Genomic DNA, 18,561 nt, shown 5'->3' with positions numbered 1-18,561 from the left:
GTGATTTTATATCACGCTTAATTACTTGTAAGTTATAGACTTTCGATTTTCGCTTTTTGCGCTAATAGTTTGTCTTTCGCATCTGTAAATTCAGCCAGTTTAGCATGCTCTTTAGCAAGCACTGCTTCTGGTGCGTTATTTACGAACTTCTCGTTAGCTAACTTGTTTTGAACTTGTGCTAAGCCTTTTTCTGCTTTTTCAAGCTGCTTCGCGATACGAGCAAGTTCAGCTTCAACATCGATTAAGCCAGCCATTGGGATCATGATCTCAAGGTTGCCAACATACGAAGTTGCACACGCTGGTGCATCGTCTTTGTTATCAAGTAGCGTGAACTCCTCAAGCTTAGCAAGAGAAGCTAAGAATGCTTCGTTTTCCGTTAAGCGGCGCTTGTCTTCATCAGACGCGTTAGCAAGCAATACAGATAGAGGCTTACTTGGGCTGATATCCATTTCACCACGGATGTTACGAATAGCAAGAATGAATTGCTTAACCCACTCTAGGTCAGCCATCGCTTGGCTATCAACATTTGCTTCATTGTAAAGAGGGAAACCTTGAACCATGATGCTAGTGTTGGCAGTTTCGATACCTGCAAGTGGCGCAACACGTTGCCAAATCGTTTCAGTGATGTAAGGCATTAACGGGTGCATCAAGCGTAGTAGGCTTTCTAATACTGTGATTAAGGTATGACGAGTACCACGTTGTTGTGCTTCGTTACCTTTAAACAATACTGGTTTAGTAAGCTCTAGGTACCAGTCACAGAATTGGTTCCACGTGAACTCATAAATGGTGTTTGCTGCTAGATCAAAACGGTAGTTTTCTAGATGCTCAGTATAGGTTTTAACAGTTGCTTCAAATTGGCCTAAAATCCAACGATCAGCTAGTGAGTACTGTTTTTCAGCATCTGTAGCGAAGCCACAGTCTTGCTCTTCTGTATTCATTAATACGTAACGGCTCGCGTTCCATAGTTTGTTACAGAAGTTACGGTAACCTTCAAGACGATTCATATCCCAGTTGATATCACGACCCGTTGAAGCCATTGCCGCAAGGGTGAAACGCAGTGCGTCTGTACCGTGTGCTTCAATACCATTTTCGAATGTTTTACGGGTATTTTTCTCAATCTTCTTCGCTAGTTGTGGCTGCATCATGTTACCAGTGCGCTTTTCAACCAGGCTTTCAAGGTCGATACCGTCAATCATATCGATAGGATCAAGTACGTTACCTTTCGACTTAGACATCTTATCGCCGTTTTCATCACGGATAAGGCCAGTTACGTAAACGGTTTTAAATGGTACTTGTGGCTTGCCGTCTTCATCTTTGATGAAGTGCATGGTCATCATGATCATACGAGCAACCCAGAAGAAGATGATGTCGAAACCTGTTACCAATACGTCAGACGGGTGGAAAGTTTTTAAATCATCAGTGTTTGCCGGCCAGCCTTGCGTTGAGAAAGTCCAAAGCGCAGATGAGAACCAAGTATCTAAAACGTCTTCGTCTTGTTTAAGTGCAACATCATCAGCAAGGTTGTTATCGCGGCGTACTTCAGCTTCGTCACGACCAACGTATACGTTACCTTCGTTGTCGTACCAAGCAGGAATGCGGTGACCCCACCAAAGCTGACGTGAAATACACCAATCTTGTACGTCGTTCATCCACGAAAAGTACATGTTCTCGTATTGTTGAGGTACAAATTTAATATCGCCATTTTTAACTGCTTCTTTCGCAGGCTCTGCTAGAGGTGCTACGCGAACATACCATTGGTCTGTAAGAAGTGGCTCAATTACTACGCCAGAACGGTCACCGTAAGGTACCGTTAGGCTGTGATCTTCGATTTTTTCTAGTAGGCCAAGTTCTTCAAATTCAGCAACGATTGCTTTGCGAGCATCAAAGCGGTCAAGGCCGTGTAAACGCTCTGGAATTGGCGCATCTAACTCAAGCTCTTTACCGTCGAATGTGTAGCTTTCGCCTTCGCTTAATACAGCAGCATCTTTATTGAAGATGTTGATCATTGGTAGTTGGTGACGTTTACCCACTTCGTTATCGTTAAAGTCGTGGGCAGGCGTGATTTTCACACAACCTGTGCCTTTTTCCATGTCTGCATGCTCATCGGCAACAATTGGAATACGACGGTTTACGATAGGCAGTAAAATTTCTTTTCCGATTAGGTCTTGGTAACGCTCATCATCAGGGTTAACAGCAACACCTGAATCACCTAACATTGTTTCAGGACGTGTTGTCGCAACAATGATGTAGTCTTTACCATCTTTGGTTTTTACGCCATCAGCAAGTGGGTAACGTAGGTTCCACATGTGACCTTGTTTGTCTTTGTTTTCAACTTCAAGATCAGAAATCGCTGTGTGTAGTTTAGGATCCCAGTTAACTAGGCGCTTACCACGGTAAATTAAATCTTCTTTGTGAAGACGTACAAATACTTCCTTTACGGCTTCAGAAAGGCCTTCATCCATAGTGAAACGCTCACGGTCCCAATCTACAGAAGCGCCTAAACGACGTAATTGTTTAGTGATCGTGCCGCCAGAGTGGTTTTTCCATTCCCAGATTTTATCGATAAATGCATCACGGCCTAAGTCGTGACGTGTTTTACCTTCTTCAGCAGCAAGTTTACGCTCAACAAGCATTTGTGTTGCGATACCCGCGTGGTCAGTACCTACTTGCCATAATGTGTTGTTGCCTTGCATACGCTTTAAGCGCGTTAGCGTATCCATGATGGTATCTTGGAACGCGTGGCCCATGTGTAAGCTACCCGTGACGTTTGGTGGCGGGATCATAATTGAGTATGCGTCACCTTGGCCAGACGGTTTAAAGTAGCCATTTTCTTCCCAGCCTTGGTATAAAGACTGTTCAATATCTTGCGGATTATAGGTTTTATCCATTACACAGAACCTTAAATAAATGCTTAAATGTCAATTTCTTGCGTTGCAATATGGGCGCCCAGTTGGCGAAGCTTTTTAAACCGCTCACGGGCGGCTTGTTTAGCATTTGGCTCAACGGGTACGAAATCATAAACCTGCTGAAAACGACGGATAAAATCCGGTAGGTGTTCAGCTAAGTTGATTAATATTTTTCTGTTGCCGACAGGTGGAGTCATACCAATCTCAACCGGAGCGCCACCTTTAGGGCCTTCACCTTGTAAGTTGTGAGGTACGAAACTATCTGGTTCAAATGACCAAATAATGTCGTCGATTGTGTGGGCCGTGTCGGTGTTATCGGCGTAAATAAATACGCGATGACCTAGACGATACTGATCTGCAGCAATTTTGGCTGCAAGATCGAAAACAGCGTCTGCCGTTTGGTGGACACTATCATCTTGTTTTAGAACGTAAAATTGTGCGTTCATATTCATAGTGACTTTCGTCCCCACAGATACACAGATCAAAGCAGGGATTTTGACATAGAACGCGAATTGCTTCAATTAATAAGGCGCCATTTGGCGCCTTATTTAGGGTTAGTTTTAAGCTTTCGACAAGGCTTAATCGTGACTTGCTTCACTTATGCCCGCACGGTTTAACAAATACTGGGTTAACATAGGAACCGGACGACCAGTTGCACCTTTGTTTTTACCGCCGCTGCGCCATGCTGTACCTGCGATATCTAAATGCGCCCAGTTGTATTTTTTGGTGAATTTAGATAAGAAGCATGCTGCTGTAATCGTACCTGCAGCACGACCACCTAAGTTGGTAAAATCAGCGAATGGGCTTTCAAGTTGCTCTTGATAGTCATCCCATAGCGGAAGCTGCCATGCGCGGTCGCCACTTTGCTCAGACGCTTTAAGTAGGTCATGGGCAAGTGGGTTATGGTTAGATAGTAAGCCCGTTGCATGTGAACCCAGAGCAATAATACACGCACCCGTAAGTGTTGCTACGTCGACAACAGTATCTGGTTCGAAACGCTCAACATAAGTTAGGGCATCACACAGCACTAAACGACCTTCAGCATCAGTGTTTAACACTTCAACTGTTTGACCTGACATCGTTGTTAAAATATCACCAGGGCGATAAGCATTTGACCCTGGCATGTTTTCACAACCGGCTAAAACACCGACAACGTTGATAGGTAACTGCATTTGTACCAATGCGCGCATAGTACCAATAACACCCGCTGCACCACCCATATCGTATTTCATTTCGTCCATGGCTTCGCCAGGCTTGATTGAAATACCGCCTGAGTCAAAGGTTAAGCCTTTACCTACTAATACGATAGGTGATTGGTCTTTGTCGCCACCTTGATAGTTGATTACTGACATAACTGATTCATTAGCACTACCACGACCTACCGCTAAGTATGAATTCATGCCAAGCTCAGCCATTTTTTCTTCACCAATAATATCAACGCTTACATTATCGAAGTTATTAGCAAGCTCTTGTGCTTGTTCTCCTAAATACGCAGGGTTACAGATATTTGGTGGCATGTTGGCAACGTCTTTACATAATTTGCTACCTGCAGCGATTGCTAAGCCATGCTCAATGGCGCTTTCGCCAATTGTTAACTCGCGGCGTGTTGGCACGTTGAAAACAATTTTACGAAGTGGGCGACGCGGATCGCTCTTTTTGCTTTTCAGTTGGTTGAAGGTGTATAAGCAGTCTTGAGTTGTTTCAACTGCTTGGCGCACTTTCCAGTAGGTGTCGCGGCTTTTAACGTGTTGCTCTGTTAAAAAGCATACTGCTTCCATTGAACCGGTTTCGTTTAGCGTGTTAATCGTTTTTGAGATGATTTGTTTATATTGTTTGTCATCAAGCTCACGCTCTTTACCACAACCGACTAACAACACACGCTCACTCAGTACATTTGGTACATGATGTAATAGCAATACTTGGCCTGGTTTACCTTCAAGGTCACCGCGGCGTAGCAAATTTGAGATATAACCGTCACTGATTTTATCTAATTGTTCACCAATGGGGGATAAACGACGTGGCTCATAAACGCCTACTACAATACATGCGCTACGTTGCTTTTCTGGACTACCACTTTTTACGCTAAATTCCATTGTTACTCCTGATATTGAGTCGTATAACCTTAGTTTATAAGGGTAAGAAATTCTTTTTCGAGTCCTTTCTTACATTTTTTAGTTTAATAGCACTAATCTTAGTACATAAACTATGACTCTATTTATGTGTTTTTGAACTTTATCTTAATGTGAATATCAATATCACATAATAGACGCCATCTGCACCATTTATGCAAGATTATATGTTCTTGCTAGGTATGATATTTAACTTTGATGGCATATAATAAAGTGAGTAAAATAACTAGTTTACTCAAAATTCCTTACTATTCCAGTGAAACTCGATGTTTAACAGGGGCGAGCATTGCTAATTTTTCGTTATTTGACCACTGAAGTCTTCAAGTCGCAGGTCGCCGTATTTTTAACTTTGATGACTATTTTTGTGTCTCAAAAGTTTGTCGTTATCTTAGGAGACGCCTCTGAAGGGGGTCTTCCAGCTAAACTTGTGCTTTCGATGATTGCACTAAAACTTCCTCAATTAGCTTCTCTTATACTGCCTTTGAGTATCTTCTTGGGTATTATTTTGGCGTACAGTCGCATTTATGCTGACAGCGAAATGACTGTTTTCAAAGCCTGCGGTGTTAGTGAGTGGTATGTGGTTCGTGTCACACTTATCTCAAGTACTGCGATGGCTGTTTTAGCTGGGGCGCTGACACTTTATGTTGCGCCATGGGCCAGTGAACAAGAATATCAATTAAAAGAGCAAGCAAAAGCGGATGCTGGCTTATCGGCACTTCGTGCAGGGCGTTTTCAGCAAACTGGAAACGAAAAAGCGGTTGTTTTTATTCACAACATCGAAAATAGCGGAAAAGAGCTACACAAAGTATTTGTTGCTCAGCTACCCGATCGTGAAAAAGGTGACTTAGCACGTTTGGTGTATGCAGAACGTGGTGTGGTGATTGAGCAAGAAAACGGTGAACAGCAACTTGTTCTTAACGATGGTAAGCGCTACGAAACAGATGGCGAGTCTGCTGCGTTAAACTTAACAGAGTTCGATGGTTACAGTGTGCAAATTCAAGATCAAGAAATTGAACATCAGCGCCGTAAGTTAGAAGCTATTTCAACGCTTGATTTATTCAAAATGAAAACCTCTGAAGCCATTGCACAGTGGCAGTGGCGTTTAGCTATCCCGCTTTCAATTCCATTATTAACCTTATTAGCAGTACCGCTAAGTGTGGTGAATCCGCGCCAAGGTAAATTCGCTAAATTGGTGCCCGCAATCAGCTTGTATTTAGGGTATTTCATTTTACTGAATGCCGCTAAATTTGCAGTTGAAGATGGCAAAATCCCACCTTCAATTGGCTTGTGGTGGATTCATTTATCAGCTTTGTTTATTGGTGGTTTCTTGATTATTAAAGGTCGTCCGCTCGGCGCATGGTTAAGGTCAATTGTGACTAAGCGGGAGCTAAGCATATGATGAAAACTCTCGACTGGTATTTAGGCCGCAGCATTATTCAAACAACCGGTTTTGCTTTAATGGTACTGGTGGGTATTAGTACCCTGATTAAGTTTATTGAGCAGTTAAAATCGGTTGGTCGTGGTAGCTATGATATTGCAACCGCGCTGATCTACACCATATACAGCATGCCGGGTGATTTGGTTATTTTCTTTCCTATGGCTGCACTGATTGGCGGATTGACCGGTCTTGGCGCTTTAGCATCCAACAGTGAGTTGGTGGTAATGCAAGCCGCGGGTATGTCACGTCTGCAAATTATTACTTCAGTTATGAAAACCGCTATGTTTATGGCGATTTGTATGATGGCGCTTGGTGAATGGGGCGCCCCTGAAGCACAGCTCAAGGCAAAAGAAATACGCAATCAAGCAATTTATGGTGGTGATGTTTTTAATGCCAAGCAAGGTGTGTGGGCAAAAGATGGCAGCAATTTTATTAATATCGAAGATGTCGACCAGCAAGGTACGTTACGTGGCGTGCATATGTATCACTTTGATAAGTCGTTGCAACTTACTCAGATCACAAAGGCTGAAGAGGCATTAAATCGTAAAGATGGTTGGTTACTTCGTGATGTGAATAAGGTGGTGATCACACCTGAGCAGATCAGTACTGAACAGCACAAGGAAGAGTTTTACGACTCGCAGCTGACCGCTGAAAAGTTAGGAGTTGTATCAGTGAAGCCCGAGGCGCTTTCGTTTACTGGGCTTTGGTCATATTTAGGTTATTTGCAGCAAAATGAGCAAGACACCAGCACTTATGAGTTAGCTTTATGGCGTAAGGTTATGCAACCGGTATCTATAGCCGTTATGTTGTTAGTTGCCTTATCGTTTATATTCGGCCCGCTTCGCACAGTAACCATGGGTGCACGTATCATCATGGGTGTAATAACAGGTATTACTTTCCACTTAACCAATGAAATTTTTGGTCCTGTGGTGATGGTTTATCAAATTCCAGCTGTGGTTGGTGCTGTGTTACCAAGCTTACTGTTTATAGGGTTTGCTACTTATCTATTGAATAAACGAGTGTAATGCTCGTTTAAAATGCACAAAAAAAGCGTGGTTTGTTGCCACGCTTTTTTTGTACTTGATGTGTTGCTTAATCACTTAATCAAGTGAGCGATAAATACGTTTATTTTCTTCTTTGGTGAGGGTGATCACTTCAGTTTTTGCGATGTAATCTTGCAATGCGCGCTTATTTTTAAAATCGACCAACACCACTAAATTACCTAAACCTAATAGCGCAGTAATGGCTCTAAGTGCACCTTGTTGCCAGCTAATTAATTGACCATCGAGGGTTTGCACCTTTAAACGCCATGCCCGCATACCAATTGTTTGGCCACTCTTAGCCCAAAAGTAGCTAAAGAAACTAATACTCACTATTACCAATAATGCACTTCGAATGCCATACAGTAATGGCGAGTTTTGAATGAAAGCAGATACATCCTCAGCGTCACCAATGCTTAGTAAGTCTAAAGAAATTAGCCCTTGAACAGCTAATAAATACAGTACGGTAGTCAGCATCGCAAAGGCAATGATAACCAAGGTATCGTAGATTAAAGAGGCAAAGCGGCGCCAGAAACCGGCACGTGGAAACTCAGCTGACATAAACAATCTCATCCAATTAAATTGCGCAGTAGTTTAGCAAAGTCCTTCGCAAACAAGAAATACTTAACGGCCGTTTAGCAAGTCGACAAACAGGTCTGACCTGCTATAGTTGAGAAAATAATAAAAAATGAGCACACAATTATGGCCGTTTCTCAAAGCGAAACCCATCAGGTATTTAATCAACCCAAACCACTTGAAAACTACAATGCCTACGAGGCTGATACCGTATTACAGTATTGGCAAAACCGTTTTGCAGGGCAGTGGGGAACTGTGCATTTAGCTGCGTTTGGGGAGCAAGTGGGTGGCGTATTACTGCAAGCTGGTTTTTTAGCAAACAAACACTTACCAGAATTAACGACTCACAGTCGGTTTGGCGAACGCATAGACCAAGTTGACTATCATCCAAGCTATCATGAGCTGATGCAGCATGCCATAGAGCAAGGTCACTGCGCATTGCCTTGGCAGCAACAAAAAGCCGGGAGTCATGTTGTAAGAGCTGTGATGGCAGTGCTGCACAATCATGCAGATCCGGGCTCCGGCTGTCCATTAACCATGACTTTTGCCAGTGTGCCAGCTATTGCCAGCCAAGAAAATATCGCAGCTATGTGGCTACCGAAAATAATGGCAAATCATTACGACCCTGATAATAAGCCTTGGTCTGAAAAAAAGGGTGTCACTATAGGTATGGCGATGACCGAAAAACAAGGCGGCTCTGATGTTCGAGCCAATACCACTAAAGCCGCAGCTATTAATGAAAGTGGCGCAGGGCAATTATATGCTTTAACTGGGCACAAATGGTTTTGCTCAGCGCCCATGAGTGACGCATTTTTAGTACTCGCTAACACTGATGAAAACCAATTATCCTGCTTCTTAGTGCCGCGTTGGCTCGAAACTGGTGAGAAAAATGCCATGTATATTCAGCGTTTAAAAAATAAGTTAGGTAATCAATCGAATGCGAGCTCTGAAATAGAGTTCAGAGGCGCGCATGGCTGGTTGCTAGGAGAGCCAGGGCGAGGCATTGCAACTATTATTCAAATGGTCGCTTTGACTCGTTATGATTGTATGCTTGGTTCAAGTTCGTTGATGTTGCAAGCTGTGAAAGAAGCGATATGGCACACTTCAGGGCGAAGTGTATTTGGTAAAAACCTGCACCAGCAGCCACTAATGCTTAATGTACTGGCAGATTTAGCTATCGAGGCTGAAGCTGCACTTGCTATTTCCATGCGCATTGCACATGCTCTTGATAATCAAGGTAATAGCAATGAAGTTGCATTAGTACGCAGTGCCACTGCAATAGGTAAATACTGGATCTGTAAGCGTGCGGTGCAGCAGACCTATGAGGCTATGGAATGTATTGGTGGCGTGGGTTATGTGCAAGACAACATTATCAGTCGACTTTATAAAGAAGCACCTGTTAACTCAATTTGGGAAGGTTCTGGTAATGTACAGTGCCTTGATCTTTTGCGTGTATTTAATCGTGAGCCTGAATCTCTGAAGGTGCTTATGAATGAGCTTGAAAAGGCACGCAGTTTGAGCCTCGACTACGCGACAAAGTTAGATGAACTACAACGAATGCTCACTGATGCCGAGAATCTCGAAATGCATGCTCGACGCATAATTGAAAGGCTTGCGCTACTTTGGCAAGCATCAACGCTATTACAATTTGGCGAGCCACTTATTGCAGACGCGTTTGTGAAGAGTCGTCTAAATGAAGTGAGTTTTAGCCAGTACGGCTGTCTTAGTCATGACATCGATTGTCAGGCTATTGTTTCACGAATGATGCCAAAACTCTAAAGTTAACAACTTGTTTAATTATTGTGCGGTTGAGTAGTGGCACCGCATAAAACGCTTGCTGCCTTACCTATTCTTTGTATAATGCTTGGCATAGAGACAAAAGCAGTTTAAAAAGCTTTTGCTCTAAAGTGGTTTTTCTTTATCTTCTCGTGTTTAGAAGGTTAAAGAAAAATGAAGCCAGTATGATGGAATTGGTAGACATGACGGATTCAAAATCCGTTGCCTTCGGGCGTGGCGGTTCAAGTCCGCCTACTGGTACCACTTTTTAACCCTAGCCAATTGGTTAGGGTTTTTTTATGCCTGAAAGCTATCAGCTATCAGCTATCAGCTATCAGCTATCAGCCGAGTGATCGCCTATCGCCTATCGCCTATCGCCTAGTACCTAGAACCCAGAGCTTATAACTCAAATTTAAGTACCAACTCCACCACTATTAAAGCAACTTTTGTTCTATTTATAACCGACCAAGTTCAAACTATGTTTGATCTACAAATAACCATGAAAAATGTGTGCTTATTTGCTTGGAAAGTAACCGTTTAAGACTAGAGTACGATGGTGTTTGCATGCGTCTTATAATACAATTTGTTTTCTAAACTATAAGTGAGGTCAATCACTTAGTGCACAATATCGGGTAAGGTAACTTAGCGTGGGTACATACGACTTAAAGCGTATAGTTGAAAGTATTTCAAATTTAAAAAGTGAAAACTTTTATAATGCAATATGCCTGTCTTTATCGGAAGTGCTTGGTGCTTCTCATGTTTTTTTAGCTCAAGTTGATGAGTCGACTTTGCATGCGACAACCATCGCTTTGGCTGAGCATGACGAAATTGTAGAAAACATCAACTACGATATCCGCTGTACGCCATGCAACGATGTAAGGTGTGGTAGTATCTCAAGTTACAGCTCTGGAGTTCAGCAGCTATTCCCTAACGATCAGTTACTTGTTGATATGGGCATAGAAGCCTATGTGGGTGTGCCTTTACAAAGTATATCTGGCAAAACAGATACTATTCTTGTCGCACTATTTCAGCATGAAATAAACGATGCGATGCAAATAGAGTCTTTCTTCTCGTTATTTACAGGTCTTATTCAGCGAGAAATCGAAAAAGACCGCTTTATTGCTAAACTTGATTTTGCAAATCAACTTATCGAGCAAAGCCACGAAGCGATTTTTATTTGCGACCATAATGTACATATTACTTATGCAAATACGGCATTTACTGAAATGACCGGTTACTCGCTGAGTGAAGTATTGGGGCAAAACCCAAAAATTTTAAGCTCAAACAAGTATGATCCACATTTTTACAAAGCGATGTGGCATCAAATTAATACAGAGGGTAAGTGGTCTGGTGAAATAACGAATAAAACCAAACAAGGTAAGCTGTATACGCAATTTTTATCTATTACCAAAATGCAAAATAATGGTGAAGATTGCTATGTTGCGTTTATTTTGGATATCACCGAGAAAAAAGAAGCTGAACAGAAAATCTATTTTCACGCAAACCATGACCAACTCACCGGTTTAACCAATCGTTTTTACTTTAAAGAGTATTTATGCAAGCTAATATCGTCTTTGTCTTACCAAGATGATGCGAATACTAACTTAGCAGTGATCTACTTCGATGTTGATAAGTTTCAAGACATCAACACAGTCTACGGCTTAACGTTTGGCGATAAGGTACTATGCGAGCTGTCAAAACGGCTTAATGGCAGTTTTAAAGAGTGTGCTTTTTCGCGTATTGATGGTGATAGCTTTGCCATCTTACAAACTTATCAGCACGTTAGTGAACTTGAGCATGTTTGCAAACAAATTACCGCGTTACTTGTTGAACCTTTTTCGATTGGTGGAATTAGTCAGCAGGTTTCAGTTACGCTGGGAATGAGTCAATTTGAGCAAACTGAAACGGCTACTTCAAATTATAAAATTGAAAAGGTTGCCCGTCGTTTAATACGCCAAGCTGAACTTGCCACCTTAAATGCCAAGCAAACAGGTGATGAGTACCTGTTTTTCTGTAAAGAGATGGATAACAAGGTCAAAAAACACAATTTGTTAGTAGAACAGCTTACCCAAGCTGTGAAAAACAATGATATTGAAGTGTATTTTCAACCTATTATCGATATTGAAAATAACACAGTTGCTAAATTCGAAAGTTTAGTACGCTGGAATAATCAAGGCCAATGGCTATCACCTGCTGAGTTTATTCCTTTGGCTGAAGAGTCTCGGGTGATTATTCCACTCGGTGAACTCGTGTTGACTAAAACTTGTCAGCAAGTAAAAGAGTTAGAAGCAAAAGGTTATGAAAACGTTGTTTTTAACGTAAACCGTTCTTTATTTGAGTTTACTGAGTATAACCCTGAGCGTAATACATGGCTTGAGGTTATTAAAAGCCAAGGGGTTAAACCATCCCAAATTTCATTTGAATTAACCGAAAGTGTTTTAGCTCCAGAAAACACCAATCATCTAGATGTGTTAAGGCAGTTGAAGCAAGCAGGGTGTTTAATTTCATTAGATGATTTTGGTACGGGTTATTCGTCTCTTAGCTACTTACGCCGTTTTCCTGTCGATGTACTTAAGCTAGATAAGTCTTTTATAGACGAAGTACATGTTGATTCAGGTGACGAAGCGCTGGTCAAATCAATTATTCAAATGAGTCGTGTTCTGGGTATTAAAGTTGTTGCTGAAGGGGTTGAAGAACGCGAACAATTGGCTGTACTAACAGAAGCTGGCTGTGACTATATCCAAGGCTATTACTTTTCAAAGCCATTGCCAGCAAGCGATATACTGCCATTTTTAACGCAATTTCCTCGAGCGCAGTAGGTAATTACGGTATGATTTTGATATCAACCTGCTAGTAAAAGCTTACTATGTCAAAATCAACTGCGAAACAAAATATAAAGACGATAGTTTCAGCTATTAAGGCTGAAGAGCAGTCGCTAAGATCGCTTTATCCTATACTTAATCAGCAAAATACAATTGCTATGGCTATTCTACTCGTGTCGTTATGTTCACTATTCGGCGTTGCGACACTCTATTATTTAGCTATTATTCCTGCATGGCTGTGTATCATTTTGGCTGCTTTTATTACCTCGATATCGCATGAACTTGAACATGATCTGATCCATAAGCAGTATTTTAGTAATCGTCCTTTTACACATAACCTGATGATGCTAACCGTGTGGTTAATGCGGCCAAATACGGTTAACCCTTGGTATCGCAGAAAAATTCACTTACATCACCATAAAGTATCCGGCACCTCTCAAGATTTAGAGGAGCGCTTAGTGGGCAATGGCATAAAATCACCATTTTTGAGGGTGTTGGTTATCACTGATGGCTTGCTAGGTTTATTAATTAATACCAAGCGATTTAATAAAGAAATTAGTGGCTTTAAGTTTTTACGAGTTTTTAATGCAGGCTTTCCTGTTGCAACAGCGTATTTTGCGACTCTTTATGGGGTAATTGCTTACTATGCTCTGCAATTTGTGCAGCCATTTACATTACCCGCTTGGGGAGTAGAGTTACTTACTGGGGCTGAATTCTTAATGGTGGTACTTATCGTGCCTAATATCATTCGCTCAACGTCTCTTAACTTGGTGACATCTTCAATGCATTATTATGGTGGTGTAAATAATTTGCTAGAGCAAACGCATGTGATCACCAGTCGCTGGTTTTTACCGTTTCAATTATTTTGTTTTGATTTTGGTCGCACACACACAATCCACCATTTTGTACCGAATCAGCCCTTTTACATTAGGCAATTGATCAGCAAAAAAATACATCCTATTATGGCCCAGCATGGGGTACGTTTTAATGACTTACAAAGCTTAAAACATGCCAATCACTACCCAGTAAAAGAGCAGTCATCTCAACAAGGAATTTAATATGAAGGTAACAGGTCGTTGTCATTGTGGTGAGGTAACTTACAATGCAGAAGTTGATGAAAATAAAGTGATTAACTGCCACTGTACAGATTGCCAAATTATCTCGGGTGCGCCTTTTCGCACTGTTGTGGTGTCTGTGCCAGATGGGGTTACCTTTACAGGTGCTGAGCCAAAAGAATATATAAAAATAGCCGAAAGTGGTAATCAGCGTGCGCAAGGCTTTTGTGGTAACTGTGGTACAGCCTTGTACGCGACTTCTGTAGGTGCAGGTGAGCGTATTTATGGCTTACGTATTGGAGCTGTAGAGCAAGCTGATGAGCTTATCCCTAAAGCGCATATTTGGTATCGTTCACATAAGCCTTGGCTCGATAAACTAAGTGATATGAGTATCTTTGAAACCGCACCTAATTAGCTGCCCCTTTTTGTTGTTGGCCGATAGTTAGATTTCGGCCACTTAAATAACCAAACAAAGCACACAGTAGACTTGATGCAATACACAGCCAAAGTGCTCCTTCCCAATTATTAAAATAACTATGTAAGGCACCCGCAATAATAGGGCCGGTTGCAGCCAATAAATATCCGATACATTGTGCCATGCCCGACAAAGCTGCGGCTTGCATTGAGTCTTGAGTTCGCAGGCTTACGAATGATAAACCTAGAATAAAACATGCGCCTGAACAAAAACCTAGAGTGATTGACCAAAACATCGCGAAACTAGGTGCAACTAATAACCCAAGTGAACAAAGCGCCCCAAGTAACGCAAGGCTTAAAGTTAAAATACGTTGATCTTTTAATTTGGCAAGTAGCGGAATAAGCACAATCCCTGGCAGGGCGGAGGCAACTTGAAAGGCGCCTTGTAAAGCACCAGCATGCTGCGCACTATGACCAACCTCTATTAAAATGCTGGGCAGCCAACCTAGCATGATATAAGTGAAAAATGAGTTAAAGCCGAGCAGTGAAGTGATTTGCCAAGCAAGTGCTGAGTGCCAAATTTTGCTTTGTGTACTACTTGGCACAGATGATTTTTTTGGCATGGTATGTTGCTTAAGTTGTGGTAACCACACAACAGTAGCCAGTACAACTAATAGGGCATAACTGGCGAGGGCTAATTGCCAGCCAAGTTCTTTATATTCTGCCAGCGGAATGATTATTGCTGAATAGCTTCCGCCAAATATCCCCATTGCCAAAACATAACTAGACGTCATAACAGCCACTTTATGGGGAAAGTCCCGTTTTATCAGGCTTGGCAATAACACATTACCAATCGCGATACCGACGCCAATCACTGCAGTGCCAATAAATAACACTGTGGCTGAGTCAATAACGCGAGATACGACTCCTACGCCTATAAGCACAAGGGCAATGAACAGCGATACTTCAAGACCGCACTTTTTAGCAAGGCTCGCCGCCATGGGGGAGGCAATAGCAAACGCGATTAAAGGTAAAGTAGTCAACATACCGGCTTGTGATGCACTTAACTGAAATTGTTCAATGATTTGTTCAAGTACAGGTGCGATCCCAGTGATAGGAGCACGTAAACTGGCTGCAATTAGAAAAATGCCCAGTACTAATAGAAGGTTACGAATTACGTTTTGAGAAGATGACACGCTGTTTGGAAAGATAGCTATAGGTACTTTTATCATACCAAAACACTAAACAGCGTGGGTGAACTATGAGATAGCTCACCAAATAAAACGGTTACTTAAAACTGATAGCTTGCTGATATCATGGCGTTGCGCGGTCTACCCGGAAAGTAGCGGTCGCCACTAAATGTGGTGTAGTCTGCGCGCTCAGCATAGTGCTCATCGGTTAAATTGTTTATTCGTGCAGTAAGGGTAAAGTTAGGTGTTAGCTGCCATGCTGCTCTTAAGTTAACTAATGAGTGGCCTTCGTAACTATGCTGGTTTTCAGGATCAGTAAAGTAGCTGCTGGTGGTATGCAGCTCAAGTCCAACACGTGTTATATCGTTTGCTTGCCAAAGTAGCTGTAAGTTTGCAATGTTACGTGGTGCAGTATCAATGAGATTGCCATTGATATTAACCCCACCGAGTAACTGATTATAACTATATGTGTGTTTGGCATGACTTGCGGCTATTTGCATCGATAAGCTTGGTGTAATGGCATAGGCTAATTCAAGCTCAACACCACGATGCTGGGTTTGGCCGTCGTTGACATAATAAAAATCACTGTCGCGGAAAATGGTGTTCTTTTTATTCATTGCATAAATGCTAAATACATAATGCAGTTGTGCTTGTTGACCTTTTAAACCAAGCTCGAGGTTTTTAGCTATTTCAGAGTTAAGATCTGCAACATTTTGTTCGCGTTGTAATTGATAAAGCTCTGCCGCTTGCGGTGCTCGATACCCTTCTGAAGCATTGGCGTAGATAAACTGGTTATCAGCATATTGATAGCTTAAACCAAGCTTTGGCGAGAAGTTCGTAAAGCTATTTACGCTACTTTCTGGTCGAGAATAACGGCACCCGCCCATTGCGCATGCTGTGCCATCTTCTTTTGTACGACCAGCCAACATATGGTTAGTGTAGTCATAGCGCATACGCTCGTATCGACCACCAAGACTGATGAGTAAGTCATCAAGCTGCCAATCAAGGTTAACAAATGGTGCTAATAGGGTGCTAGTTACTTGATAATCGTAATGTTTACCTTGAGGCACGGTGGCGACTAAAAACGCTGAGCCTTGAGTCGGGCTATCCTGATATTGTAAAAAATCAGCATCTGTCAGCTCACCATCAAAGCCAACTGTTAAGAGGCTTGCACCAGTTAACTTATGCTGCCAGCTTGATTGAAGGCCAACACCTTGCTGAGCATTTTCTTCAAGGGGAGTACCCGGTAAAAAATGCTTAAAGAAGGTCATGTTTTGGTCGCGGATATAAGGCGTTAGGGTAAAGTTGTTAGCCTCATCTTGTGTCCAATTTAGTTTTGACCAAATACGTAAAGAACGCGCTTTACGAAACGCATCTGGATCAAAATTAGACTGTGCTATTTGCTCGTCTTTATAACTTTCAAAGCCTTCTATGTAGCCTGCAGTTTGTTGATCTAAGTGAGTGTAGGTTAGGCCTGTACTTACACTTAGTTTTTCGCCATCAAAACGGTGACGCAGTGATAGCTTTTCTTGGTCAACACTTTCGTCATCACGGTAACCCGTATCTCGGGTGATCGTGGCATTAATGCCTAAACCTTGCTGGCCAAAATCACGGCCAGTGCCCAGTTTGTAGCGGGTGTAGCCAAACGATCCGTAATCAAAACCAAGTTGGTTGTGGTCATAGGTTGTATCTGGGGTGATCACGTTGACTACACCATGTACTGCGTTTGAACCGTAAAGAGCAGAGCCAGGGCCTTTCAGTACTTCGATGCGTTCTGCCATTTCAGTGTGGGCTTCGAATAATTCATTGATGTTGCAAAAACCAGCTGCGCGAAGTGGAATACCATCTTCAGCGGTAAGTAAGCCGCCGCAGGCTCCTGCACCAGAAAGTACAGGCGAACGTAAAGCGGGTAAATACTCTTGGCCGTTACCGTGTTGAAGATTAGCACCAGCAACCTGTTTAAGGGCTTGTTCAATGTGAGTTGGAGCGATAAGCGCCAGTTGCTTTTGTGAAATACTGCTGACCACAACAGGCAATGGATCTGACAACACTTCGCTACGCGAGGCCGTAGTTGTAATATGTTCTAGTTCATTATTAGCAAAGGCTTGTTGATTAAATAATGAGGTGCTCACAAGCACTGAGAGTATCGACAACTTCATGAAAACCCTTTGGTTAGGTACAACAAAAACCAAAGGGTAACTGCTTTTTAGGATGGGTAAAAGCTTTCGCGATTAATAACTTTGTCTGTTATGAGCTTCGGCGATGCACTGCAAAACCTGCCAGTACTGCAACTAACCAAAACAAGCTACTGCCGCCAGTACCATTTCTGTGCGTGACATTGGCTACTTTTTCTTCTTTTACGCGGGTTTTAAATTGCGCCAATTCAGCATCGAGATTTGTGATCATGTCATCAACGGCACCATTAAAGCTTGCCAGCGACTGCTCTTTTGCCATTTCATCTATGCCAATAGCTGTGCTGCGTTGCTCTGCTTTATGAATACCTGGAGCGCGAAACAGCATTTTTCGGCTTTTTACATCAAATACGGCGGTATCTACAAAGGTTTGTACTGAGTTTTCATTGCCCGGAATCACATATAAACCAACAATAGTTAGATATAAAAATGCAGCGTTATTTTCTAAGCTTTGCGACACCTGGTCGTACGAAACAAGCGCCATAATATCCACATCATATAAACGAGATACTTGCTCTAATGCGGTAAACCCTTCGCCGCCTTTTAAATAAGTGCTTGGGATCACTTCAATGCGGTCTATGTAGTCATATTGCATAAACTGCTTTTTAACTTTGTTTAGCAGTGTCACTTCGTCACTATGATGCAAGCCACCATTGTACTTGTTAGGGATAAAGGCAATCCCTACAGTGGCAGGTAAGTTCAAGGTTGGGATGGTCGCTTGATGGGCAGCTCTATCTTGCTGATCTGGATAAAGGTACTCAACCAAAGAACTTGATTGCGTTTTTTGATTGCCATATTGACTCATCATGGCACTACAACCCGTAAGTGCAGCAATACTAAATATCAAACACCATTTTAGTGCATTCATAAATTATCCTTATTATGTAGTGAGGAAGCGTTTGTTTGCGTTGGTAAATATAACGACAAACGATGCAAACGGAGCTGTAACTCAGACCCAGTTTTTCATAAATAGTGCCAAAGAAGTTTAAAGAAATGTAAAGATTGGCTTTCTAATGTGTTGAT

Annotated in this window: 13 protein-coding genes and 1 tRNA gene; 7 read left to right on the top strand and 7 right to left on the bottom strand. The window is 42.1% G+C overall.

Features of this window, described 5'->3' with window-relative positions; all coding sequences use genetic code 11:
- Positions 1-32: 32 nt before the first annotated feature.
- The 3 genes from J3455_RS15400 to pepA all read right to left on the bottom strand — a co-directional run bounded on the left by J3455_RS15400 (position 33) and on the right by pepA (position 4,999).
- A complete protein-coding gene (locus tag J3455_RS15400; RefSeq protein ID WP_130049617.1) occupies positions 33-2,888 on the bottom strand; it encodes a valine--tRNA ligase in 2,856 nt (951 codons plus the stop codon).
- Between the two features lie 23 nt (positions 2,889-2,911).
- On the bottom strand, positions 2,912-3,358 hold the full coding sequence (locus tag J3455_RS15395; RefSeq protein ID WP_130049616.1) for a DNA polymerase III subunit chi: 447 nt from the start codon (positions 3,356-3,358) through the stop codon (positions 2,912-2,914).
- A 126-nt stretch (positions 3,359-3,484) separates the two neighbouring features.
- The gene (pepA, locus tag J3455_RS15390; protein ID WP_130049615.1) at positions 3,485-4,999 is read right to left on the bottom strand and encodes a leucyl aminopeptidase; all 1,515 of its coding nucleotides are present in this window, start codon (positions 4,997-4,999) and stop codon (positions 3,485-3,487) included.
- A 322-nt stretch (positions 5,000-5,321) separates the two neighbouring features.
- Between pepA and lptF the strand changes: the two genes are divergently transcribed.
- On the top strand, positions 5,322-6,434 hold the full coding sequence (gene lptF / locus J3455_RS15385) for an LPS export ABC transporter permease LptF (RefSeq protein WP_130049614.1): 1,113 nt from the start codon (positions 5,322-5,324) through the stop codon (positions 6,432-6,434).
- The gene (gene lptG, locus J3455_RS15380; protein ID WP_130049613.1) at positions 6,431-7,498 is read left to right on the top strand and encodes an LPS export ABC transporter permease LptG; all 1,068 of its coding nucleotides are present in this window, start codon (positions 6,431-6,433) and stop codon (positions 7,496-7,498) included. The genes lptF and lptG overlap by 4 nt, the downstream gene beginning before the upstream one ends.
- A gap of 75 nt (positions 7,499-7,573) precedes the next feature.
- Here lptG and J3455_RS15375 read toward each other — a convergent pair whose 3' ends face one another.
- Complete coding sequence (locus tag J3455_RS15375; RefSeq protein ID WP_130049612.1) at positions 7,574-8,074, bottom strand: RDD family protein; 501 nt, start codon at positions 8,072-8,074, stop codon at positions 7,574-7,576.
- A 141-nt stretch (positions 8,075-8,215) separates the two neighbouring features.
- Between J3455_RS15375 and J3455_RS15370 the strand changes: the two genes are divergently transcribed.
- The 5 genes from J3455_RS15370 (at position 8,216) to J3455_RS15350 (ending at position 14,157) form a co-directional block, all read left to right on the top strand.
- Entirely contained in the window at positions 8,216-9,868 is a 1,653-nt protein-coding gene (locus J3455_RS15370; protein ID WP_349562011.1) for an acyl-CoA dehydrogenase family protein, read from the top strand.
- A gap of 176 nt (positions 9,869-10,044) precedes the next feature.
- Positions 10,045-10,129, top strand: a tRNA-Leu gene (locus tag J3455_RS15365).
- Positions 10,130-10,512: 383 nt separating this feature from the next.
- Positions 10,513-12,684 (top strand): putative bifunctional diguanylate cyclase/phosphodiesterase, encoded by a 2,172-nt coding sequence (locus tag J3455_RS15360; RefSeq protein WP_349562010.1) that lies wholly within the window; start codon positions 10,513-10,515, stop codon positions 12,682-12,684.
- Positions 12,685-12,731: 47 nt separating this feature from the next.
- Positions 12,732-13,745: a fatty acid desaturase gene (locus J3455_RS15355; RefSeq protein WP_256854990.1), complete on the top strand. Its 1,014-nt coding sequence runs from the start codon at positions 12,732-12,734 to the stop codon at positions 13,743-13,745.
- A 1-nt stretch (position 13,746) separates the two neighbouring features.
- Positions 13,747-14,157 carry a GFA family protein gene (locus tag J3455_RS15350; RefSeq protein WP_349562009.1) on the top strand — a complete coding sequence of 137 codons (411 nt, stop codon included), beginning with the start codon at positions 13,747-13,749 and terminating at the stop codon, positions 14,155-14,157.
- On the opposite strand, the gene J3455_RS15345 is transcribed toward J3455_RS15350, so the two are convergent.
- The 3 genes from J3455_RS15345 to rhlP all read right to left on the bottom strand — a co-directional run bounded on the left by J3455_RS15345 (position 14,150) and on the right by rhlP (position 18,406).
- Positions 14,150-15,388, bottom strand: coding sequence for an MFS transporter (locus J3455_RS15345; protein ID WP_349562008.1), 1,239 nt, complete (start codon positions 15,386-15,388; stop codon positions 14,150-14,152). The genes J3455_RS15350 and J3455_RS15345 overlap by 8 nt on opposite strands.
- 59 nt (positions 15,389-15,447) lie before the next feature.
- A complete protein-coding gene (locus J3455_RS15340) occupies positions 15,448-17,505 on the bottom strand; it encodes a TonB-dependent receptor (protein ID WP_294091150.1) in 2,058 nt (685 codons plus the stop codon).
- An 88-nt stretch (positions 17,506-17,593) separates the two neighbouring features.
- The gene (gene rhlP, locus J3455_RS15335; protein ID WP_349562007.1) at positions 17,594-18,406 is read right to left on the bottom strand and encodes a rhombotarget lipoprotein; all 813 of its coding nucleotides are present in this window, start codon (positions 18,404-18,406) and stop codon (positions 17,594-17,596) included.
- Positions 18,407-18,561: the final 155 nt, after the last annotated feature.

The sequence above is a fragment of the Pseudoalteromonas sp. NFXS39 genome (genome assembly GCF_040148775.1).
Taxonomy (GTDB): Bacteria; Pseudomonadota; Gammaproteobacteria; order Enterobacterales; family Alteromonadaceae; genus Pseudoalteromonas; species Pseudoalteromonas apostichopi.
This window is presented reverse-complemented; position numbering and strand designations above follow the sequence as displayed.

Excerpts from the sequence above, each read along its gene's own strand:
- J3455_RS15400 (WP_130049617.1), bottom strand. The coding sequence starts at position 2,888 with ATGGATAAAACCTATAATCCGCAAGATATTGAACAGTCTTTATACCAA.
- J3455_RS15395 (WP_130049616.1), bottom strand. The coding sequence starts at position 3,358 with ATGAATATGAACGCACAATTTTACGTTCTAAAACAAGATGATAGTGTC.
- pepA (WP_130049615.1), bottom strand. The coding sequence starts at position 4,999 with ATGGAATTTAGCGTAAAAAGTGGTAGTCCAGAAAAGCAACGTAGCGCA.
- lptG (WP_130049613.1), top strand. The coding sequence starts at position 6,431 with ATGATGAAAACTCTCGACTGGTATTTAGGCCGCAGCATTATTCAAACA.
- J3455_RS15375 (WP_130049612.1), bottom strand. The coding sequence starts at position 8,074 with ATGTCAGCTGAGTTTCCACGTGCCGGTTTCTGGCGCCGCTTTGCCTCT.
- J3455_RS15370 (WP_349562011.1), top strand. The coding sequence starts at position 8,216 with ATGGCCGTTTCTCAAAGCGAAACCCATCAGGTATTTAATCAACCCAAA.
- J3455_RS15355 (WP_256854990.1), top strand. The coding sequence starts at position 12,732 with ATGTCAAAATCAACTGCGAAACAAAATATAAAGACGATAGTTTCAGCT.
- J3455_RS15350 (WP_349562009.1), top strand. The coding sequence starts at position 13,747 with ATGAAGGTAACAGGTCGTTGTCATTGTGGTGAGGTAACTTACAATGCA.
- J3455_RS15345 (WP_349562008.1), bottom strand. The coding sequence starts at position 15,388 with ATGATAAAAGTACCTATAGCTATCTTTCCAAACAGCGTGTCATCTTCT.
- J3455_RS15340 (WP_294091150.1), bottom strand. The coding sequence starts at position 17,505 with ATGAAGTTGTCGATACTCTCAGTGCTTGTGAGCACCTCATTATTTAAT.
- rhlP (WP_349562007.1), bottom strand. The coding sequence starts at position 18,406 with ATGAATGCACTAAAATGGTGTTTGATATTTAGTATTGCTGCACTTACG.